Raw genomic sequence first — 16,602 nt, 5'->3', positions numbered from 1 at the left:
CTACTCGGCCTGCTCCGACTGCTCCAGCTCCACCAGGTCCACGCGCTCCGGCGCGCCGATGGGGCCGCGGTAGCAGGCTCCGACGTCGGCGCTGTAGCTCTGGGTCTCGGCATTGCCGTCCGGGGCCGGCAGCAGCCGGCAGGTCCATTCGCCGATCTCGGCGACATAGCCCGCCGCCTGCTGCTCGGCCTCCGGGAGCGCCAGGTACTCCTCGACGACCGGGCGGACGTCGCCGCAGGCGGTGGAGCCGCGCGTGGGCACCAGGTAGGCGCGGTCGATGTCCGGTACGCCCCCGACCACGCCGCAGATGCGGCTGTCCAGGCCGCCGAGCCCGGAGTAGCTCCACTTGTGGCCGGTACCGCCGGCGGTGTATTCGAGGCGGAGCGGATCGCCCTCCAGCGAGGTCCACAGGTCGAACGGGACGTCGGAGTACCGCTGCTCCTGCCCCGCCCCGTCGCGGGCCGCGAACCCGAACGTTCCGCTGATGTGCAGGGCGCGCGTACCGTTCAGCTTTCCTTCGACCCGGTCGGCCACCTCCATGGAATCCTGCAGGCCCTTGAGGGGCGCCAGCACCGCAGCGCGCGAGTTGCGCCAGGCGGTCGCCTCGTCGACCGCGGTCTGCGCTGCGACGTACTGGCCTTCCATGTTGCCGCCGTAGTCGCGCTGGATCAGGTGGTCCGACTCCGGCCGGTAGATCTGGGCGACGCTGCCGGCGTCGGGTTCGGCCGGATCGCCGAGCACCGTGACCGACTGGAAGTGCGGCTGCCCGTCCAGCGTCGCCAGGACGTACTCGCGGCGCTCGGCCGTTCCCGCGGCCGCGTCCCCGGCCTCGTCGACCGCACGGTAGTTGTCGCCGGTCTGCAGGGCCTGGACCGCTTCGGCGACGGCGTCTTGCGCGGTTCCGAACGAGGGCGCCTGCGAAGGCGACGGTTCGGGCGCGGGAGCGGGCGTGCCCGCGAAGGTGTCGAAGGCGAAGAAGCCGCCGGCACCCACCGCGATCACGGCGGCCATGCTCGACGCCACAACGGCGGTGGTCGCCGGCGCCCCCGGCCGGCGCGGCGGGGGCGCGGCGGGCGGCCCGCCCGCGCCGACCGCGGCCTCGGTTCCGGCGGGCATGGAACCGGTGGACTCGGCGGCCGCGGGCTCGACGGCCGAGACGGAATCGGTGGCGGCGGCGAATCCGGACGTTGCGGGCAGACCGGTACCGGTTGCGGTGCCGTCCCCGGTGCCCCCGCCGGCCGCGGGCGGCGACGGCTGCGCTGCGGTCCAGGGTGCGCCGCCGGTGCCGCCCTGCGCTCCGGCGCCGAAACCGCTCCAGCTCTCCGTGAAGATCGCGGCCAGCCGCGCACCCAGGTCCCGGGTGGCGATCTGCGCGGTGTCGTCGGGTGAGGCGAAGGCCACCAGCCCCCTGTAGGCGCTTTCGGCACTAGGCCGCGATCCGGGATCGTCCGAGAGCGCGAGTTCGAGCAGCGGGGCCAACTCGGCGGGGACCCCGGCGAGATCGGGCGCGCCCCGGCCCGCGCCCGGCTGATCGGCGGCGGCATTGGGGACGGCGGGACCGGCGCCGGGGAAGGGGCTGCGCCCGGTCGCCGCGTAAACGACCAGGCAGGCCCAGGAGAACACGTCGGCGGGCGCTGCGGCAGCGGCGTCCTCGGCCGGGGCGAAGGCCGAGCCGCCCGCGCCGGCAACCGCACCCAGGCCGATGACCCGCGGCCCGTCCGTAGCCAGGACGACTCCGCCGGCCGCCACCGCCCCGTATGCCAGGCCGGCGGCGTGGACGGTGGTGAGCGCCTCGGCGGTACCGGTGGCCAGCGCGAACACGGCGCCGCGTTCCAGCCCTCCGCACTGTTCCACCTGGGAGCGCAGGGTCGGTCCGGGCGGGAAACCGGTGGCGATCCAGGGCAGTTCGGCATCGGGGCCGGCGGCCAGGAGCGGTTGGGTGCACACGCCCGCGGCGGCGCGCAGTGCGGCGATCCGGCGGGTGAGATCGAAGCGGAACCAGGTGTCGGCGGCGAGCCGCGCAGCGGCGACCCGGACGGCCACCGGCGAGCCGTGCGCGTCGAAGGCACCGTAGAGGGTGCCGTAGCCGTCCTCGTCCAGCCGGCCGGCGAGAGTGTAGGGGCCGACCTCGCGGGGATCGATCGCGGCCAGCGGTCGCAGTTCAGGGGGATGGGGCGCATTCGCGGCCCCGTACTGCGCGCTCATAGTCTGCTTCTTTCTTCTCGCAGGCCGACGTGCGGCGTTGGTGCGTGCAACTCGCGCCCCCGCGTTCCCCGGCGGACCCGGCATGCGGCGCATGCCGGTCGCGCCGGCGGAGAGAACGCATGGCGGGGTGGCGTGCGGCGCATGGCAAGGGGCTTCGCTGCACAGCCGTACACACGGGTACGCCACTGCACCGGCACGGCCGGCCGCTGGGCATGCATCGTGCACGATGGCGGGCCGGGAAGGGCGGCCGGTAGCCGATCCCCGCGTGACCCTATCGGTGCAGGGATACGGACATTCCACCGGCGAGACCCGACGATCCGCAAACTGCTCTGAAATGGTACAGAGTTCCCGCAGCGGCAGCGTATTCGCCACCCCTGCCACTCCGGGCGTTCGCGCCCGCCGCACCCGCACCCGCCGGGCAGCGGAAGCACCGGGCCCGGCACCACGCAGCGCTGGTGCCGGACCCGTCCGAAGTCCGGCCGGCGCGGCCCCTCGATGCGGCGGCCGGCGGATCAGCCCTCGCGCCTGCGCCTGTTCCGGTTCCTGCGCAACCGGTTGAAGATGACCGCGAGCACCGCGGCAAGTCCGAGCACCGGCAGTACGCGCTTGAGCACGGGGACGCCCACGGTCGACATCAGGTCGATGGTGTCGTCCCGCGCCCGCATGCCCGGAACGTCGTCCGGCCGTGTGTCGCCGCCCGGCCGGGACCCGGGCTGCGCCCACTCCGGCTCCGCGGTATCCGCAGCGCCCGCGGTGCCCGGATGCACGCCGGCCGGCTCGCCGGCCTGCGGCGGGACCACCGCGTTGGCCGGGGCCGCCTCGCCGCCGGCCGCGTGCGGCGCCGATTGCGCGCCACCCCCGGCGCTGCCCGCGGCGTCGCCGCCCTGCGCGCTGGCCTTGACCTGCTCGCGCTCCTGCGCCGATCCCCCCTGCAGTTCGGCGGCGAGATTCTCGGCGAACCTCGACACCAGTTTGGAGCTGACATCGGCCATCACACCGCGTCCGAACTGGGCGACCCGGCCGGTGACGGTGAGGTCGGTGTCGACCGTCACCTCGGTGGTGCCCTCGTCGAGCTCGTGCAGCGCGGCGGTCACCGTGGCCGAGGCGGTACCGGTGCCGCGCGCCTCCTTGCCGCCGGCGTGCAGTTCGACCCGGCGCTCTTCGGAATTGATCTCGGTGAAGTGCGCCTCGCCCCGGTAGGTCACCGTGATCGGGCCGACCTTCACCCGGACCTTGCCCGTCATGGTGTCGCCCTCGACCGATTCGAGAGTGGCCCCCGGCATGCACGGCGCGATCCGCTCGACGTCCAGCAGTACGTCCCAGGCCCGGCCAACAGGCACGGGCACCGTGAAACGGTTGTTCAGCTGCGTACTCATTCGCAGCGCCGCCTTCCTGCCGCGTTCGGCGTCATCGGCTTCGCACTCCCATCTGCCCGGCGGGCGCGCCCCAGGACCCGTCCCGGGTACTACCCCGTCCGCCCGCCGCAATCCGCCCGGCCGCAGGCGCACGGCCGGGACGGCCGACCGCCGGCGGCCGGCCCGCCCGTTGCCGGGGCCGTCAGATCCCCGCCGCCCGGGCCAGCGCCCGGCCGGTGAGCACCCGCGCCAAGTGGCGCCGGTAATCGGCCTGCGCACTGAGGTCGTTGGGCGGGTCGGTGCCGGCATCGGCCGACCGCGCGGCGTCGCGCAGCGCCCCGGCCTGCGCCGGAACACCCCGGCAGGCGGCCTCGACACCCTCGGCGCGTATCGGGGTGCTGCCCATGTTGGTCAGCCCCACACGGGCCTCGGCGATGCCGCCGTCGCTGCGCCGCACGGCCGCGGCCACCCCGACCACCGCCCACGCCTGCGCGGCCTGGGAGAATTTCTCGTAATGGAAGGACCAGCCGCCCATCTTCGGGAACCGCACCGCCGTCAGCACGTCGCCGATGTCCAGTGCCGTGGTCAGGTAGTCCAGGAAGAACTCCGACGCCGGCACCGTGCGCTCCCCGTCCTCACCCGAGATCAGGAACTGCGCGTCCAACGCGAGCGCCACCGCCGGCAGGTCGCCCGCCGGGTCGGCGTGGGCCAGCGACCCGCCCAGCGTCCCGCGGTGGCGCACCGCAGGGTCGGCGACCGTGCGCGTGGCCTGCGCGAGCAGGTCGCAGTGCGCCGCCACCAGCGGATCGTGCATCACCTCGTCGTGGGTGGTCATCGCCCCGACACGCAGCCAGTCGCCGTCGTCCTGCACACCGCGCAGGTCGGTCAGCCCGGCCAGGTCCACCACCACATCGGGGTAGGCCAGCCGGAACCGCAGCAGCGGGGTCAGGCTCTGCCCGCCCGCCATCACCTTGGGTTCGTCGCTGTCGGCGAGTACCCGCACCGCCTCGGAGACGTCGCTGGGCCGCACGTAGTCGAACTGTGCCGGGATCATCGCGGTCCTCCCTCGCTCGCGCCGCCCTGGACCGCGCCACCGGCCTCGGCGATGGCCCGCCACACCCGTTGCGGCGTGCACGGCATCCGCAGGTCGTGCACGCCGTAGGGCCGCAGCGCGTCGACGACCGAGCCGACCACGGCCGGGGTCGAGGCGATCGTGCCCGCCTCGCCCACACCCTTGGTGCCGAGCGGGTTCGTGGTGGCCGGCGTAACGGTCCGGTCGGTGGTGAAATGCGGCATGTCCGCGGCCGTGGGCACCAGGTAGTCGGCCAGTGTCGAGGTCACCAGGTTGCCGTCGGCGTCGTGCACGGCCTCCTCGTACAGCGCCTGGGCGATGCCCTGCGCAAGCCCGCCGTGCACCTGGCCCTCCACGATCAGCGGGTTGACGACCGTGCCCACATCGTCGACCGCCGTATACGACCGGATCCGCACCTCGCCGGTCTCGGTGTCGACCTCGGTCGCGCACAGGTGCGTGCCGTGCGGGTACGAGAAGTTCTCCGGGTCGAACGTGGAATCGGCGTCCAGCGAGGCTTCGGCACCCTCCGGCAGGTCGTGGGCCGCGAACGCCGCAAGCGCCAACTCCTGCATCCCGGTCGAGGGCCGCTCGGTGCCGCGCACGGTGAACCGGCCCCCGGAGAACTCCAGATCGTCCTCGTTGGCCTCCATCAGGTGCGCCGCCAGCCGCCGCGCTTTCTCCAGCACCCGGTCGCAGGCCCCGACCACCGCAGTGCCGCCCACCACCAGCGAACGCGACCCGTAGGTGTCCATCCCCTTGGGTGAGACCCGGGTGTCGCCGTGCAGCACCTCGACGTCCTCGAACGCCACCCCGAGCTTGTCGGCGACGATCTGGCTCCAGGCGGTGGCGTGCCCCTGGCCGTGGGCGCAGGAGCCGGTCACCACCTCGACCTTGCCGGTGGGCAGCATCCGCACCGAGGCGTTCTCCCACCCGCCGGCGCTGTAGGACAGCGACCCCAGCACCCGCGACGGCGCCAACCCGCACATCTCGGTGTAGGTCGAGACGCCGATACCGAGCTGCACCGGGTCGCCGTTCTCGCGGCGGCGGCGCTGCTCGGCGCGCAGCTCGTCGTAGCCGAACAGCCGCATCGCCTTGTCGGTGGCCGCCTCGTAGTTGCCGGAGTCGTAGGTCAGTCCCGCGATGGTCGTGTAGGGAAACTCCTCGTGCCGGATCCAGTTGCGCCGCCGCAGCTCCATCGGGTCCATCCCGATCTCCTCGGCGAGCTCGGTGACGATGCGCTCGATGGCGTAGGTGGCCTCGGGCCGGCCCGCGCCGCGGTAGGCGTCGGTGGGCATCTTGGTGGTGAACACCCCGGTGCACGAGAACGAGTAGGCGTCCATCTTGTAGATACCCGGGAACATCAGCGCACCCAGGACCGGCACGCCCGGAGTCACCAGCATCATGTAGGCGCCCATGTCGGCCAGCAGGTCCACCTTGAGCCCGCGGATGCGGCCATCGGCGTCGGCGGCGATCGACACGTCCTGGATCTGGTCGCGCCCGTGGTGGGTGGTCTGGAACCCCTCCGTGCGGGTCTCGGTCCACTTGACCGGCTTGCGCAGCCGCTTGGCGAGCAGCAGCGCCAGCACCTCTTCGGCGGTCACCTGCAGTTTCGAACCGAAACCGCCGCCCACGTCGGGTGCGATGACCCGGATCTTGTGCTCGGGCACCCCGGTGGTCATGGCCAGCATGAGCCGCAGGATGTGCGGGACCTGGGTGGCCGACCACAGCGTGAACGAGTCGCCGTCAGGGCGGCACACCACCGAACGGGGCTCCATCGCCGCCGGGATCAACCGCTGCTGGTGGTAGCGGCGGCTCACCACGACGTCGGCGCCCTCGAACGCGGCATCGGTGTCGCCGGCGGAGAACGGCCACACGAACGCCTTGTTGGTGCCCTGCCCCTGGCCCGATCCCGGATGCACGAGATCGGCGCCCTCGGCCAGCGCCGCCTCCATGTCGACCACGGCCGGCATCGGTTGGAACGCGACGTCGATGGCCTCCAGCGCATCGGCGGCGGCGTAGGCGTCGCGCGCGACCACGCAGGCCACGGCTTCACCGACGTAGCGCACCTCGTCGACGGCCATGGGCGGGTGGTCGGGCAGCGCCATGTCGGCGGTGACCGGCCACGCGCACGGCAGGCTGCCCTGCTCGGCGGCGAAGTCGGCGCCGCTGAACGCGGCCACCACCCCGGGCTGCTGCAGCGCCGCCGAGCAGTCGACCTCGGAGATGCGGGCGTGGGCGTGCGGGCTGCGCAGGAACGCCACGTGCAGCATGCCCGTCTGCTGGATGTTGTCGGTCCAGTTGGTCTGCCCGGTGATCAGCCTGGCGTCCTCTTTGCGCAGGCGGGGGCTGCCGATCTGGTCGGTGCCCGACTCCGGTGCCATGGTCATGACGACGCACCTCCGCTCGCGGCGTGCCGCGCCGGCTCCTCCTCGCGGGCCACCTGGGGCGGCACCCCGGTGGTGCGCGGCTCGGACTCGGGCGCAGCGGCCTGGGCGCGCATCGCGGCCGCGGCCTCGCGCACCGCCCGCACGATGTTGACGTAGCCGGTGCACCGGCACATGTTGCCTTCCAGCCCCTCGCGGACCTCGTCCTCGCTGGGGTCGGAATTGGTGCGCAGCAGATCCAGCGCAGCCATGATCATGCCGGGCGTGCAGTAGCCGCACTGCAGGGCGTGCGTTTCGTGGAAGGCCCGCTGCACCGGGTGCAGGTCGCCGTCGGCGGCGAGCCCTTCGACAGTGGTGATGTCGTGGCCGTCGGCCTGGCAGGCGAGCACCGAGCAGCTTTTGACGGAGTGCCCGTCCAGCAGCACCGTGCAGGCGCCGCAGTTGGTGGTGTCGCACCCGACGGGGGTGCCCGCCTTGCCCAGTTGCTCGCGAAGATAGTGGACGAGGAGCCGGCGTGCTTCGACCTGGTCGTCGTAGCGGACGCCGTCGACTGTGACGCGGATATGTGGCATGGGGCCAAGACCTCCTCAAGTAGTGGCCTCATCAGTCCTACTGGTCATGGGAGGTCCGACCACGGTAAAACACGAGGTCCGAGCGAACCAGGCCCCCTTTTTGCATGTTCTTGCAAAAGGCAGGAGGCCGGTGGGGCCGGGACGAAAAAGCAGGGGCGCGGCCCGCGCCGGCGGCGGTTCCCCGGCGCGGGCAGGATCAGTCGGCCGTGCCGCCGTTGCCGCCGCCGAGTTCGCGGCGGCGCCGCCGCGCGACCGCGAGCGCGCGGGCCAGCCCGGCGACCCCCAGCCCCACGGCGAGCACGGGCACGACCCAGACCGCGTCGAAACCCCACCGCGACGGGCCGGCGATGATGAACGCCGCACCCAGCAGAATGAACAGTATTCCGGCGATCAGGGATCCCCAGTCCGTACTACGACGGTTCACGGTGCACCTCCATATCGCCGATGTGGGAGGCCAGGTTGATGACCAGGGTGGGCGGCGGCCCGTCCTGCCCGGACTCCGGCCCCTCGCCCGAACCTGCGCCGCGGCCTTGGTCCGCAGGCTGCTCGAATTCGTCGACCGCGGTGGCGTGCCCGCTGCCCGGCTCTACGGGCAGGGCCGGTTCGCCGGGCTCCAGCGTGCGGCGCAGATCCACATTGCCCCAGTGCACGTTCTCTTCGATGCGCAGCCTGCCCCACGACATCCTGCCGCGCACCTGCACCCGCGCGTCATAGGGCACCAGTACGGTCACTTCGCCGAAGTGCACTTCGGCGCCGACCTCGACCCGCTGGCCAGACTCCAGCGGAAGCCGTGTCAGGTCGAGCCGCACTTCGCCGCCTGTCAGCGAATGCGGGCGCTCGGCGGCGGCGACGGTGGTGGGCCGGTAGTCGAGCGATGTGAAACGCATACCCGGCAGGTCGACCAGAGCCGAGCCCGCAAGCAGCAGGACCGCAACCATCCCGGTGCTGATCAGGCCGCGCGGATCGCCGAACCAGGCGCCGGCCACGCAGGCGACGCCGATGGTCATCACCACACTGCCGAGGAAAAACGGCCCCGTCTGCGGCCCGAAGAGTGTCTCGGCGAACCCGGTGCTGGTCGCGCCGAGCGCGATCGCGGCCTCGGCCACCACCAGCCACCACACGAACCCCACCAGCCGCACCCCGCGGGCGGCCCGCTGCTCCTGCTTCTGCCGGCGGCGCCGGGCCCGGGCGTCGCGCACCCGTTCGCGCCTGCGCTGCCGGAAACCCGACAGGCCCGTCCGCGCTCCGCCGGCGGTGTCGTGCCCCGCTGCGCCTGCTGCGTCGCCGTCTCCGCCGTCGCCCCCGCCCCCGGCGCTATCGGCACGGTCGGGATCGGCCACCACCGCCAGATCCACCGGACCCGCCGGCGCCTGCGCCCACGGCTGGGCCGGGTTGAAGTAGGCGGGTTTGGGGTCGGGGTCCGGGGTGGCCGGCGGCGGCTCGCCCGACTTCAGCAGCCCCGGCAGCTCCCGGTAGGCCTGGCGCAGGTCGACACCGCGGTTGTGGGCCACCAGCACGCCGAGGATCAGCGGGGTCGCCAGCATCAGGGTTCCCCAACCGACCCCGCCGATCAGGCTGAACGCCGCCGGCACGGCCAACCCCAGCCCCAGCAGCGCCGGCACCGTCCGCTCGGGAATGCGCCGGTTCATCAACTGCTCGCCCATCGCGGGCCCCCGCTGCGGGTCGCGCATCGCCATCCACGCGCCGACATACAGCAGCACACCGGTGAATCCCGCCAGCGCGGTGATGGCAAAACCCATCCGCCACACGATCGGGTCGATCCCGGTGTAGGAGCCCAGCCCGGCGCACACCCCGGTGATCAGGCCGTGCTCGTTGTCGCGGAGCAGCTCCGTGCTCCCCTGCCGGTCCGTGCGGTCAGGGTCAGCGGGCGGCGACACAGGCGGCATCGCGGCACGCGATTCCGCAGCCGCTGAACCGCCGCCACCGGGCCCGCGCGCTCCGTCGTGTGGGGGCTGCCGCGTGTCGTCCACCGTTACCGTGTCCGTTCCAGCATCGGCGGCCAGCTCTGTCCCATGGCCCCATCCTCCTCTGCCACGTGCACCGATGCCCATGGGGAACTACCCTGACGCCACCCTGATCCCCACAGGCACGGTTCCGGGGGCGGGTCCCTGATGACGTACCCCCGCAAGCCGGGCATCCTGGATGGCACGGGCGCAAGAAAGCCGCACCGTCCGATCGCACCGCGGTCGGACGGTGCGGCCGCCGCCCGCCCGCCCGCGCAGAGCACGCGCGCCGGAAGGCACGGCTCGCGGATCAGGACGCAGGGCGAATCCGACGGGGAGGGCACGGACACGGTGACCGAAACGGCGACCCGGCGGCCCCGGACGCCGCGCCTGGAACGACCGCGCAGCGGCCGGCTGGTCGCGGGTGTGGGCGCGGGACTGGCGCGGCACCTGGGCATCGATGCCGTTGTCGCACGGCTGGCGCTGCTCGCGCTGGGCTTCGGCGGGATCGGCATCGTCGTCTACATCATCCTCGTGCTCTTCGTCCCGGTCGAAAACCACCGGACCGCAGCGGGCCAACCGGCTCCGGTGCCAGACGGCGCCGACACCCCCGACACCGCCAAGCGCAAGGGCCGCGCCGTCAGCCAGCTGCTGGCCTACTGCGCCCTCGCAGGCGGACTGGGCATGCTCGCCCTGCTGTTCGGCGGCTGGTTCGAACCGGTGCTGTGGTTCATCATCTTCGGCGCCCTCGGCGCCGCCATCCTCTGGAAGCAGGCCAACCCGGGCCTGCGCGAGGAATGGATGTCGGCCTCGGTACTCGTGCAGAGCGGCAAGAGCTGGGTCCGCACCGGCGCCGGTGTGCTGCTCGTGTTCATCGGCGCCATCGGCTTCCTCGTCTTCCAGCAGCAGCTCAACGAGGCCCGCGCCGGGCTCACGTTCGCCGCGACGATCGTCGCCGGGATGTCGCTGATCGCCGCGCCGTGGATCATCGGCCTGGTACGCGAACGCGACCGCGAGCGCCGCGAGCGCATCCGCAGCCAGGAGCGCGCCGAACTCGCCGCACACATCCACGACTCCGTGCTGCACACCCTCGCCCTCATCCAGCGCCGGTCGGAGGACTCCCGCGAGGTCCAGCGGCTGGCGCGGGTCCAGGAGCGCGCACTGCGCAGCTGGCTCTACCAGGGCCCCGCCGACGCCGAGACCACCGTCAAACCCGCCCTCGAACGCGTCGCCGCCGAGGTCGAAGAGGCCCACGGCGTCCCCATCGAAGTCGTGTGCGTGGGCGACTGCACCATCGACGACGCCATCCAGGCCGAACTGGGTGCCGCCCGCGAAGCCATGGTCAACGCCTCGAAATACGCCGGAAGCGGCGACATCTCGGTGTTCGCCGAGGTCGATCCCGAGGAGGTGCTCGTCTTCGTCCGCGACCGCGGCGCAGGCTTCGACCTCGACGCCATCCCCGCAGACCGGATGGGCGTGCGCGGCTCCATCCTCGGCCGCATGGAGCGCCACGGCGGCAGCGCCCGCATCCGTACCGCTCCCGGCGAAGGCACCGAGGTGCAACTGCGCATGCCGCGCGAGCAGGAGCCCGCCGCCTGAACCCCCGCGGAACCGGCGCCGGGCCGCCGTTCGTGGCCGGACCCGGGCACCGGTGCCTGCCCGAGACCCCCGGTGGGTACAGTCCAAGGTGTGGATGACGAGAACAGAACCGCAGCCGCACCGGACACCGCTCCCCGCGTCGTGATCGTCGACGACCACCGGCTCTTCCGCAGCGGCGTGCGCGGCGAGATCGGCGACCTCATCGACTTCATCGGCGAGGCCGGCGACGTCGACAGCGCCGTCGAGGTCATCGCGCAGAAACAGCCCGACCTCGTGCTGCTGGACGTGCACCTGCCCGGCGGAGGCGGCAGCGAGGTCCTGCGCCGGGTCCTGCCCCGCTACCCCGAGATCCGGTTCCTGGCGCTGTCGGTCTCCGACGCCGCCGAGGACGTCATCGGGGTCGTGCGCGGCGGCGCCCGCGGCTACGTCACCAAGACCATCTCCGGCCGCGAACTCGCCGACGCCATCATCCGGGTCGCCGACGACGACGCCGTGTTCTCGCCGCGCCTGGCCGGCTTCGTGCTCAACGCGTTCGCCGCCACCGACGCCCCGCCCATGGACCCCGAACTCGACCGGCTCACCCAGCGCGAACGCGAGGTCCTGCGGCTGATCGCCCGCGGCTACGCCTACAAAGAGGTCGCCAAGGAGCTTTTCATATCGGTGAAGACCGTCGAGACCCACGTGTCCTCGGTGCTGCGCAAGCTCCAGTTGTCCAACCGCCACGAACTCAGCCGCTGGGCGACCGCGCGCAAGCTGGTGTGAACCGCCCGCCCGCTCAGCGCAGCGCGTCGGTCATCCGCCGGAAGAACGTCTCGCCGTCCACATCGCCCACCAGGTTCACCGCGGGCCGCTTGTCGCCGAGGTCGCGGTTGGGCCGCAGGTCGGCGAAGGTCTGGCCGCGCGCGTGCGCACCCTGCAGCTCCACCCGCACCGGCACGTCGACCGAGTCGGTCACCAGTTCCGGGTCGAGCAGGACCCCGGCCGCCAGCGGGTCGTGCATCGCGCACTGGCGAACACCGAGGAAGCGCGTGTACACGTCGGTGTAGAAACGCAGGAACTCCGAGGTCATCTGTGCGCGGTGGCTCTCGACGGCCGCCAGTTCGTCCAGCCACGGCCCGGTCGCCACGGTGCGCATCGTGACATCCAGCGCGACCAGTGTCGCGTCGAAACCCGCCGCCAGCACGCACTCCGCGGCCTCGGGGTCGTTGGCCACGTTCGCCTCGGCCAAGGGCGTGACATTGCCGGGGGCGCGCACCGCCCCGCCCATGATCACCACGCGCCCGAGCAGCTCGGGCAGTCCGGGTTCGATGCTCAGCGCCAGCGCGAGGTTGGTGAGCGGGCCCAGCGCCAGCACGTCGATGGTGCCGGGAGCCGCCCGGGCCTCGCGGACCAGCAGCTCGGCCGCCGAGTGGTCGACCGGTGCGGCTGCGGGCTCCGGCAGCGCCACCTCGCCCAGGCCGTTTTCGCCGTGGACACCCTTGCCCAGGTTCGGCGGCTGGGCCAGCGCCCGCCCGGCGCCGCGGGCAACGGGCACATCGGGGCGGCCGTAAAGCTCCAGGAGCCGCAACGCGTTGCCGGTGGTCGTCGCCGTGTCGTTGTTGCCGAAGACCGACCCCACGCCGACCAGTTCGATCTCGGGCCGGGCCGCCACGTAGGCCAGCGCCAGGGCGTCGTCGATGCCCGGATCGCAGTCGACGTAGATTCGCACCGCTGTCTCCTCTGCTGCCTGTGCCACTGCGCCGGTCGGCGCACCCGCCGTCGATACCGGCATTTTCCCGGATAAGCCTAGACAACTGTGGCGGCGGCCGGTGCGAGCGGTCCGCGGTCAGCCCCCGCTGCGTCCGGCGGTCTCCGCGGGCGCGCCGGCCGGCACGCCTTCACCGCGGACCCGCGCCAGCACGCGTTCCGGCGCGGTCCCGCCGAGCAGCCGGTCGGCCGCCACCAGCAGCAGACCCAGCGCGAGGAACGCCGTACCGTACATCAGCGCATTGCGGGCCACCCCGCCGTAACCGAGCATCGACACGTCGACGAAGAAGTAGGGGTAGGCGGTCTGCGGGAACAACTCGCCCCGCACCGCGACAAAGGCGAGGTAGGCGATCGGGTAGGCCAGCCACACCGGTGCGTGGTGCCAGCGCAGCCGCCGGTGCCGGTCGAACAGCACGAAGTCCGCGGCGGCCATGAGGGGTGTCACGCCGTGCAGCAGGTCGCTGGAGTCGACGAACCACCACGGACCGTCGACGAACTGGCCGGCGTTGGCCGCCGTGACCTGCGTGGGCCCGTCGGCCAGCACGAAGTTGAACACCAGGCCGGTGATCAGGATGTAGACCGTGATCGCGCCCTTGAGTCCGCCGGGCAGGCCCGCCCGCCCGCGCCAGGCCGCCCATGCGGCGAACGCGAAGCACACCGCCAGCGCGCAGTTGCTCTGCAGCGTGAAGTAGACGAACGGCTGCAGCGATCCCGCCCGCGCCACCTCCATGGCGACCCCGGTCACGGCCACCAGCGCCGCGGCCGCCCGGTAAAGGCCCACGAACACCGGCATCGGCCCGCCTCCCTGTCTCCGGCGCCCGAGGCTACCGCGCCGGGGCGGGGCGGATGGTGCCGCCGGGCGGATACGGGCACCTGCCGTGCGCCGTAACCTGGGAAGCGTGTCGTCCTCCCAAGAGCAGCTCCTCGAAGGCCTGAACGCCCCGCAGCGCGAAGCCGTCACACACGCCGGCAGCCCGCTGCTGATCGTCGCGGGGGCCGGGTCCGGCAAGACCCGGGTGCTCACGCACCGCATCGCCTACCTGCTGGCCGCACGCGGCATCCGCCCCGGCGAGGTCATGGCGATCACCTTCACCAACAAGGCCGCCGCCGAGATGAAGGAACGCATCGAGGCGCTGCTGGGCGGCCGCATCGCGAGCGCGATGTGGGTGATGACGTTCCACTCCGCGTGCGTGCGCATCCTCCGCCGCGAGGCCGGGCGGCTGGGTTACCCCAGCGGGTTCACCATCTACGACGGCGCCGATTCCCGGCGGCTGATGCAGCTGGTCTGCAAGGAGCTGGACCTCGACCCCAAGCGCTTCCCGCCCAAGTCGTTCTCCGCCCAGGTTTCCAACCTCAAGAACGAGCTCGTCGACTACGACACCTTCGCCGAGCAGGCGCAGAACGAGCAGCAGAAGAAGCTCGCCGAGGCCTACACGCTTTACCAGCAGCGGCTGCACGAGGCCGGCGCGATGGACTTCGACGACCTGATCATGATCACGGTCAACCTGCTGCAGATGTTCCCCGACATCGCCGAGCACTACCGGCGGCGCTTCCGCCACGTCCTGGTCGACGAGTACCAGGACACCAACCACGCCCAGTACGAGCTGGTGCGGCTGCTGGTCGGCGAGGACACCGCCGGCGACGCGGCGGTGCCGGCCGCGGAACTGTGCGTGGTGGGCGACGCCGACCAGTCCATCTACGCCTTCCGCGGCGCCACCATCCGCAACATCCTGGAGTTCGAGCGCGACTACCCGCAGGCCAAGACCATCCTGCTGGAGCAGAACTACCGCTCGACGCAGAACATCCTCACCGCGGCCAACGCGGTGATCGAACGCAACCCCGACCGCCCGGCCAAGAACCTGTGGTCCGAGCAGGGGGTCGGGCCCTCGATCACCGGCTATGTCGCCGACAACGAGCACGACGAGGCGGCGTTCGTCGTCGGCGAGATCGACAAGCTCGGCGACGAAGGCGTGTGCACACCGGGCGAGGTCGCGGTGTTCTACCGCACCAACGCGCAGTCCCGCGTGTTCGAGGACGTGTTCATCCGCACCGGCCTGCCCTACAAGATCGTGGGCGGCGTGCGGTTCTACGAACGCAAAGAGGTCCGCGACATCCTGGCCTACCTGCGGGTGCTGGCCAACCCGGAGGACACGGTCAGCCTGCGGCGCATCCTCAATGTGCCCAAGCGCGGCATCGGCGACCGCGCCGAGGAGACCGTCGAGCTGTTCGCATCGCGGCAGCGGACCTCGTTCGCGCGTGCGCTGCGCCGCGCCGACGAGGTGGACGGGTTGGCCAAGCGCTCGCTGAACGCCATCCGCGACTTCGTTGCGCTGCTGGAGGAGCTGGAGCAGATCGCCGAGGACGGCTCGCCCTCCGAGGTGGTCGAGGCGGTGCTGCAGCGCACCGGCTACCTTTCCGAGCTCGCCAACTCCAAGGACCTCCAGGACGAGAGCCGGGCGGAGAACCTGGAGGAGTTCGTCGAGGTCGCCCGCGAGTTCGAGAACGGTTTCACCGGACCGCTGTACCCGCCGGAGACCGCTGCGGGCACCGAAGAACAGCAGGAACAGCAGGAACCGGAACCGGGCGCTGAGGCGGCGGTACCCGAACCCACCCTGGTGGACTTCCTGGAGCAGGTGGCGCTGGTGGCCGACACCGACCAGATCCCCGACGCCGACGAGTCCGGCGGTGTCGTCACGCTGATGACCCTGCACGCGGCAAAGGGGCTGGAGTTCCCCATCGTGTTCCTCACGGGCATGGAGGACGGCGTCTTCCCGCACATGCGCACGCTCGGCGAGAAAGCGGAGCTGGAGGAGGAACGCCGCCTGGCGTATGTGGGAATCACCCGCGCCCAAGAGCGGTTGTACTTCACCCGGGCGGCGGTCCGCAGCGCATGGGGCACTCCGTCGTTCAACCCGCCGTCGCGTTTCCTCGACGAAGTGCCGACCGGACTCGTCGACTGGCGGCGCGCGGAATCCACCCTTGGGGCGGCCCAGCCGCGCCGCAGTGCTCCGCCGTCGTCGAAGAGCAACCGCGAGGTCCCGTCACTGGACCCGGGCGACAAGGTCAACCACGATTCGTTCGGCATGGGCACGGTGCTCATCGTCGACGGCGCCGGCGACAAGACCAAGGCGCGCATCGACTTCGGTGCGGACATCGGCGAGAAGGACTTCCTGGTGAAGTTCGCGCCGATCGAGAAACTTTGAGAGCCGCCAGGATGCGCCCCGCGCGCATTCGGCCACGTGACCGCGGTGCACGGGCCCGGCGCACACGTCCGAGGCCCGATCGGAGCCCGCCGACCGTGCCGAGCACGCCCGCGGGCCTGTAGACTGGAAACACCGACGCAACGAACGCTGGTTCACCCAGCGGGCGGGTCGGTCACCTACTCGCTCAACCGCAACCGTCACGAGCACTCGTGACAGCCGGTAGAGTGGAACCACACCGCAAAACGCAGCCCCGGCTTGCAAGGCGAACACCGGCTTGCAGCGGGAAAGCAAAAGCGGAGTGAATTCGCGGAGTTGGTCTTGAATCGGAATTCTTGCTAGAGTCTGAATCGAGGCCGCAAACGCGGTAAAGAACTTGAAAGCGAATACGCGAGATAATCGCGAATTCGCCGGGAAAATGCCCGTCTCTTGGGAAGAGCTTAAGCGGGCCCGCCACCGGGCGGGCCGGAGCTTGTACCGGATGAACGGTTGCTTCTTGAGAACT

12 protein-coding genes are annotated in these 16,602 nt (G+C 71.9%); 3 read left to right on the top strand and 9 right to left on the bottom strand.

The window, feature by feature from the left end; genetic code table 11:
* The 7 genes from ACYVD5_RS00735 to ACYVD5_RS00705 all read right to left on the bottom strand — a co-directional run bounded on the left by ACYVD5_RS00735 (nucleotide 1) and on the right by ACYVD5_RS00705 (nucleotide 9,495).
* Entirely contained in the window at nucleotides 1–2,205 is a 2,205-nt protein-coding gene (locus tag ACYVD5_RS00735; protein ID WP_460998869.1) for a hypothetical protein, read from the bottom strand.
* A gap of 512 nt (nucleotides 2,206–2,717) precedes the next feature.
* The gene (locus tag ACYVD5_RS00730; RefSeq protein WP_460998868.1) at nucleotides 2,718–3,581 is read right to left on the bottom strand and encodes an SRPBCC family protein; all 864 of its coding nucleotides are present in this window, start codon (nucleotides 3,579–3,581) and stop codon (nucleotides 2,718–2,720) included.
* A 181-nt stretch (nucleotides 3,582–3,762) separates the two neighbouring features.
* Nucleotides 3,763–4,614, bottom strand: a complete 852-nt coding sequence (locus ACYVD5_RS00725) for an FAD binding domain-containing protein (RefSeq protein WP_460998867.1) — start codon at nucleotides 4,612–4,614, stop codon at nucleotides 3,763–3,765.
* On the bottom strand, nucleotides 4,611–7,019 hold the full coding sequence (locus tag ACYVD5_RS00720; protein WP_460998866.1) for a xanthine dehydrogenase family protein molybdopterin-binding subunit: 2,409 nt from the start codon (nucleotides 7,017–7,019) through the stop codon (nucleotides 4,611–4,613). Before ACYVD5_RS00720 ends, ACYVD5_RS00725 begins: the two co-directional genes overlap by 4 nt.
* Nucleotides 7,016–7,588 carry a (2Fe-2S)-binding protein gene (locus ACYVD5_RS00715; protein ID WP_460998865.1) on the bottom strand — a complete coding sequence of 191 codons (573 nt, stop codon included), beginning with the start codon at nucleotides 7,586–7,588 and terminating at the stop codon, nucleotides 7,016–7,018. Before ACYVD5_RS00715 ends, ACYVD5_RS00720 begins: the two co-directional genes overlap by 4 nt.
* A gap of 196 nt (nucleotides 7,589–7,784) precedes the next feature.
* Nucleotides 7,785–8,012, bottom strand: coding sequence for a hypothetical protein (locus ACYVD5_RS00710; RefSeq protein WP_460998864.1), 228 nt, complete (start codon nucleotides 8,010–8,012; stop codon nucleotides 7,785–7,787).
* Nucleotides 7,999–9,495, bottom strand: coding sequence for a PspC domain-containing protein (locus ACYVD5_RS00705; RefSeq protein WP_460998863.1), 1,497 nt, complete (start codon nucleotides 9,493–9,495; stop codon nucleotides 7,999–8,001). The genes ACYVD5_RS00710 and ACYVD5_RS00705 overlap by 14 nt, the downstream gene beginning before the upstream one ends.
* Before the next feature lie 408 nt (nucleotides 9,496–9,903).
* Here ACYVD5_RS00705 and ACYVD5_RS00700 point away from each other — a divergent pair, with 408 nt between their 5' ends.
* The gene (locus ACYVD5_RS00700; RefSeq protein ID WP_460998862.1) at nucleotides 9,904–11,151 is read left to right on the top strand and encodes an ATP-binding protein; all 1,248 of its coding nucleotides are present in this window, start codon (nucleotides 9,904–9,906) and stop codon (nucleotides 11,149–11,151) included.
* Between the two features lie 90 nt (nucleotides 11,152–11,241).
* On the top strand, nucleotides 11,242–11,913 hold the full coding sequence (locus ACYVD5_RS00695; RefSeq protein WP_460998861.1) for a LuxR C-terminal-related transcriptional regulator: 672 nt from the start codon (nucleotides 11,242–11,244) through the stop codon (nucleotides 11,911–11,913).
* Between the two features lie 13 nt (nucleotides 11,914–11,926).
* Here ACYVD5_RS00695 and ACYVD5_RS00690 read toward each other — a convergent pair whose 3' ends face one another.
* Both ACYVD5_RS00690 and ACYVD5_RS00685 read right to left on the bottom strand, forming a co-directional pair.
* Nucleotides 11,927–12,859: a nucleoside hydrolase gene (locus ACYVD5_RS00690; protein ID WP_460998860.1), complete on the bottom strand. Its 933-nt coding sequence runs from the start codon at nucleotides 12,857–12,859 to the stop codon at nucleotides 11,927–11,929.
* 117 nt (nucleotides 12,860–12,976) lie between these two features.
* Nucleotides 12,977–13,690: a Pr6Pr family membrane protein gene (locus ACYVD5_RS00685; RefSeq protein WP_460998859.1), complete on the bottom strand. Its 714-nt coding sequence runs from the start codon at nucleotides 13,688–13,690 to the stop codon at nucleotides 12,977–12,979.
* 106 nt (nucleotides 13,691–13,796) lie between these two features.
* On the opposite strand from ACYVD5_RS00685, the gene ACYVD5_RS00680 reads away from it, so the two are divergent.
* Nucleotides 13,797–16,100, top strand: coding sequence for a UvrD-helicase domain-containing protein (locus tag ACYVD5_RS00680; protein WP_460998858.1), 2,304 nt, complete (start codon nucleotides 13,797–13,799; stop codon nucleotides 16,098–16,100).
* Nucleotides 16,101–16,602 lie beyond the last annotated feature (502 nt).

Source organism: Streptomonospora sediminis, assembly GCF_054778995.1.
This window is presented reverse-complemented; position numbering and strand designations above follow the sequence as displayed.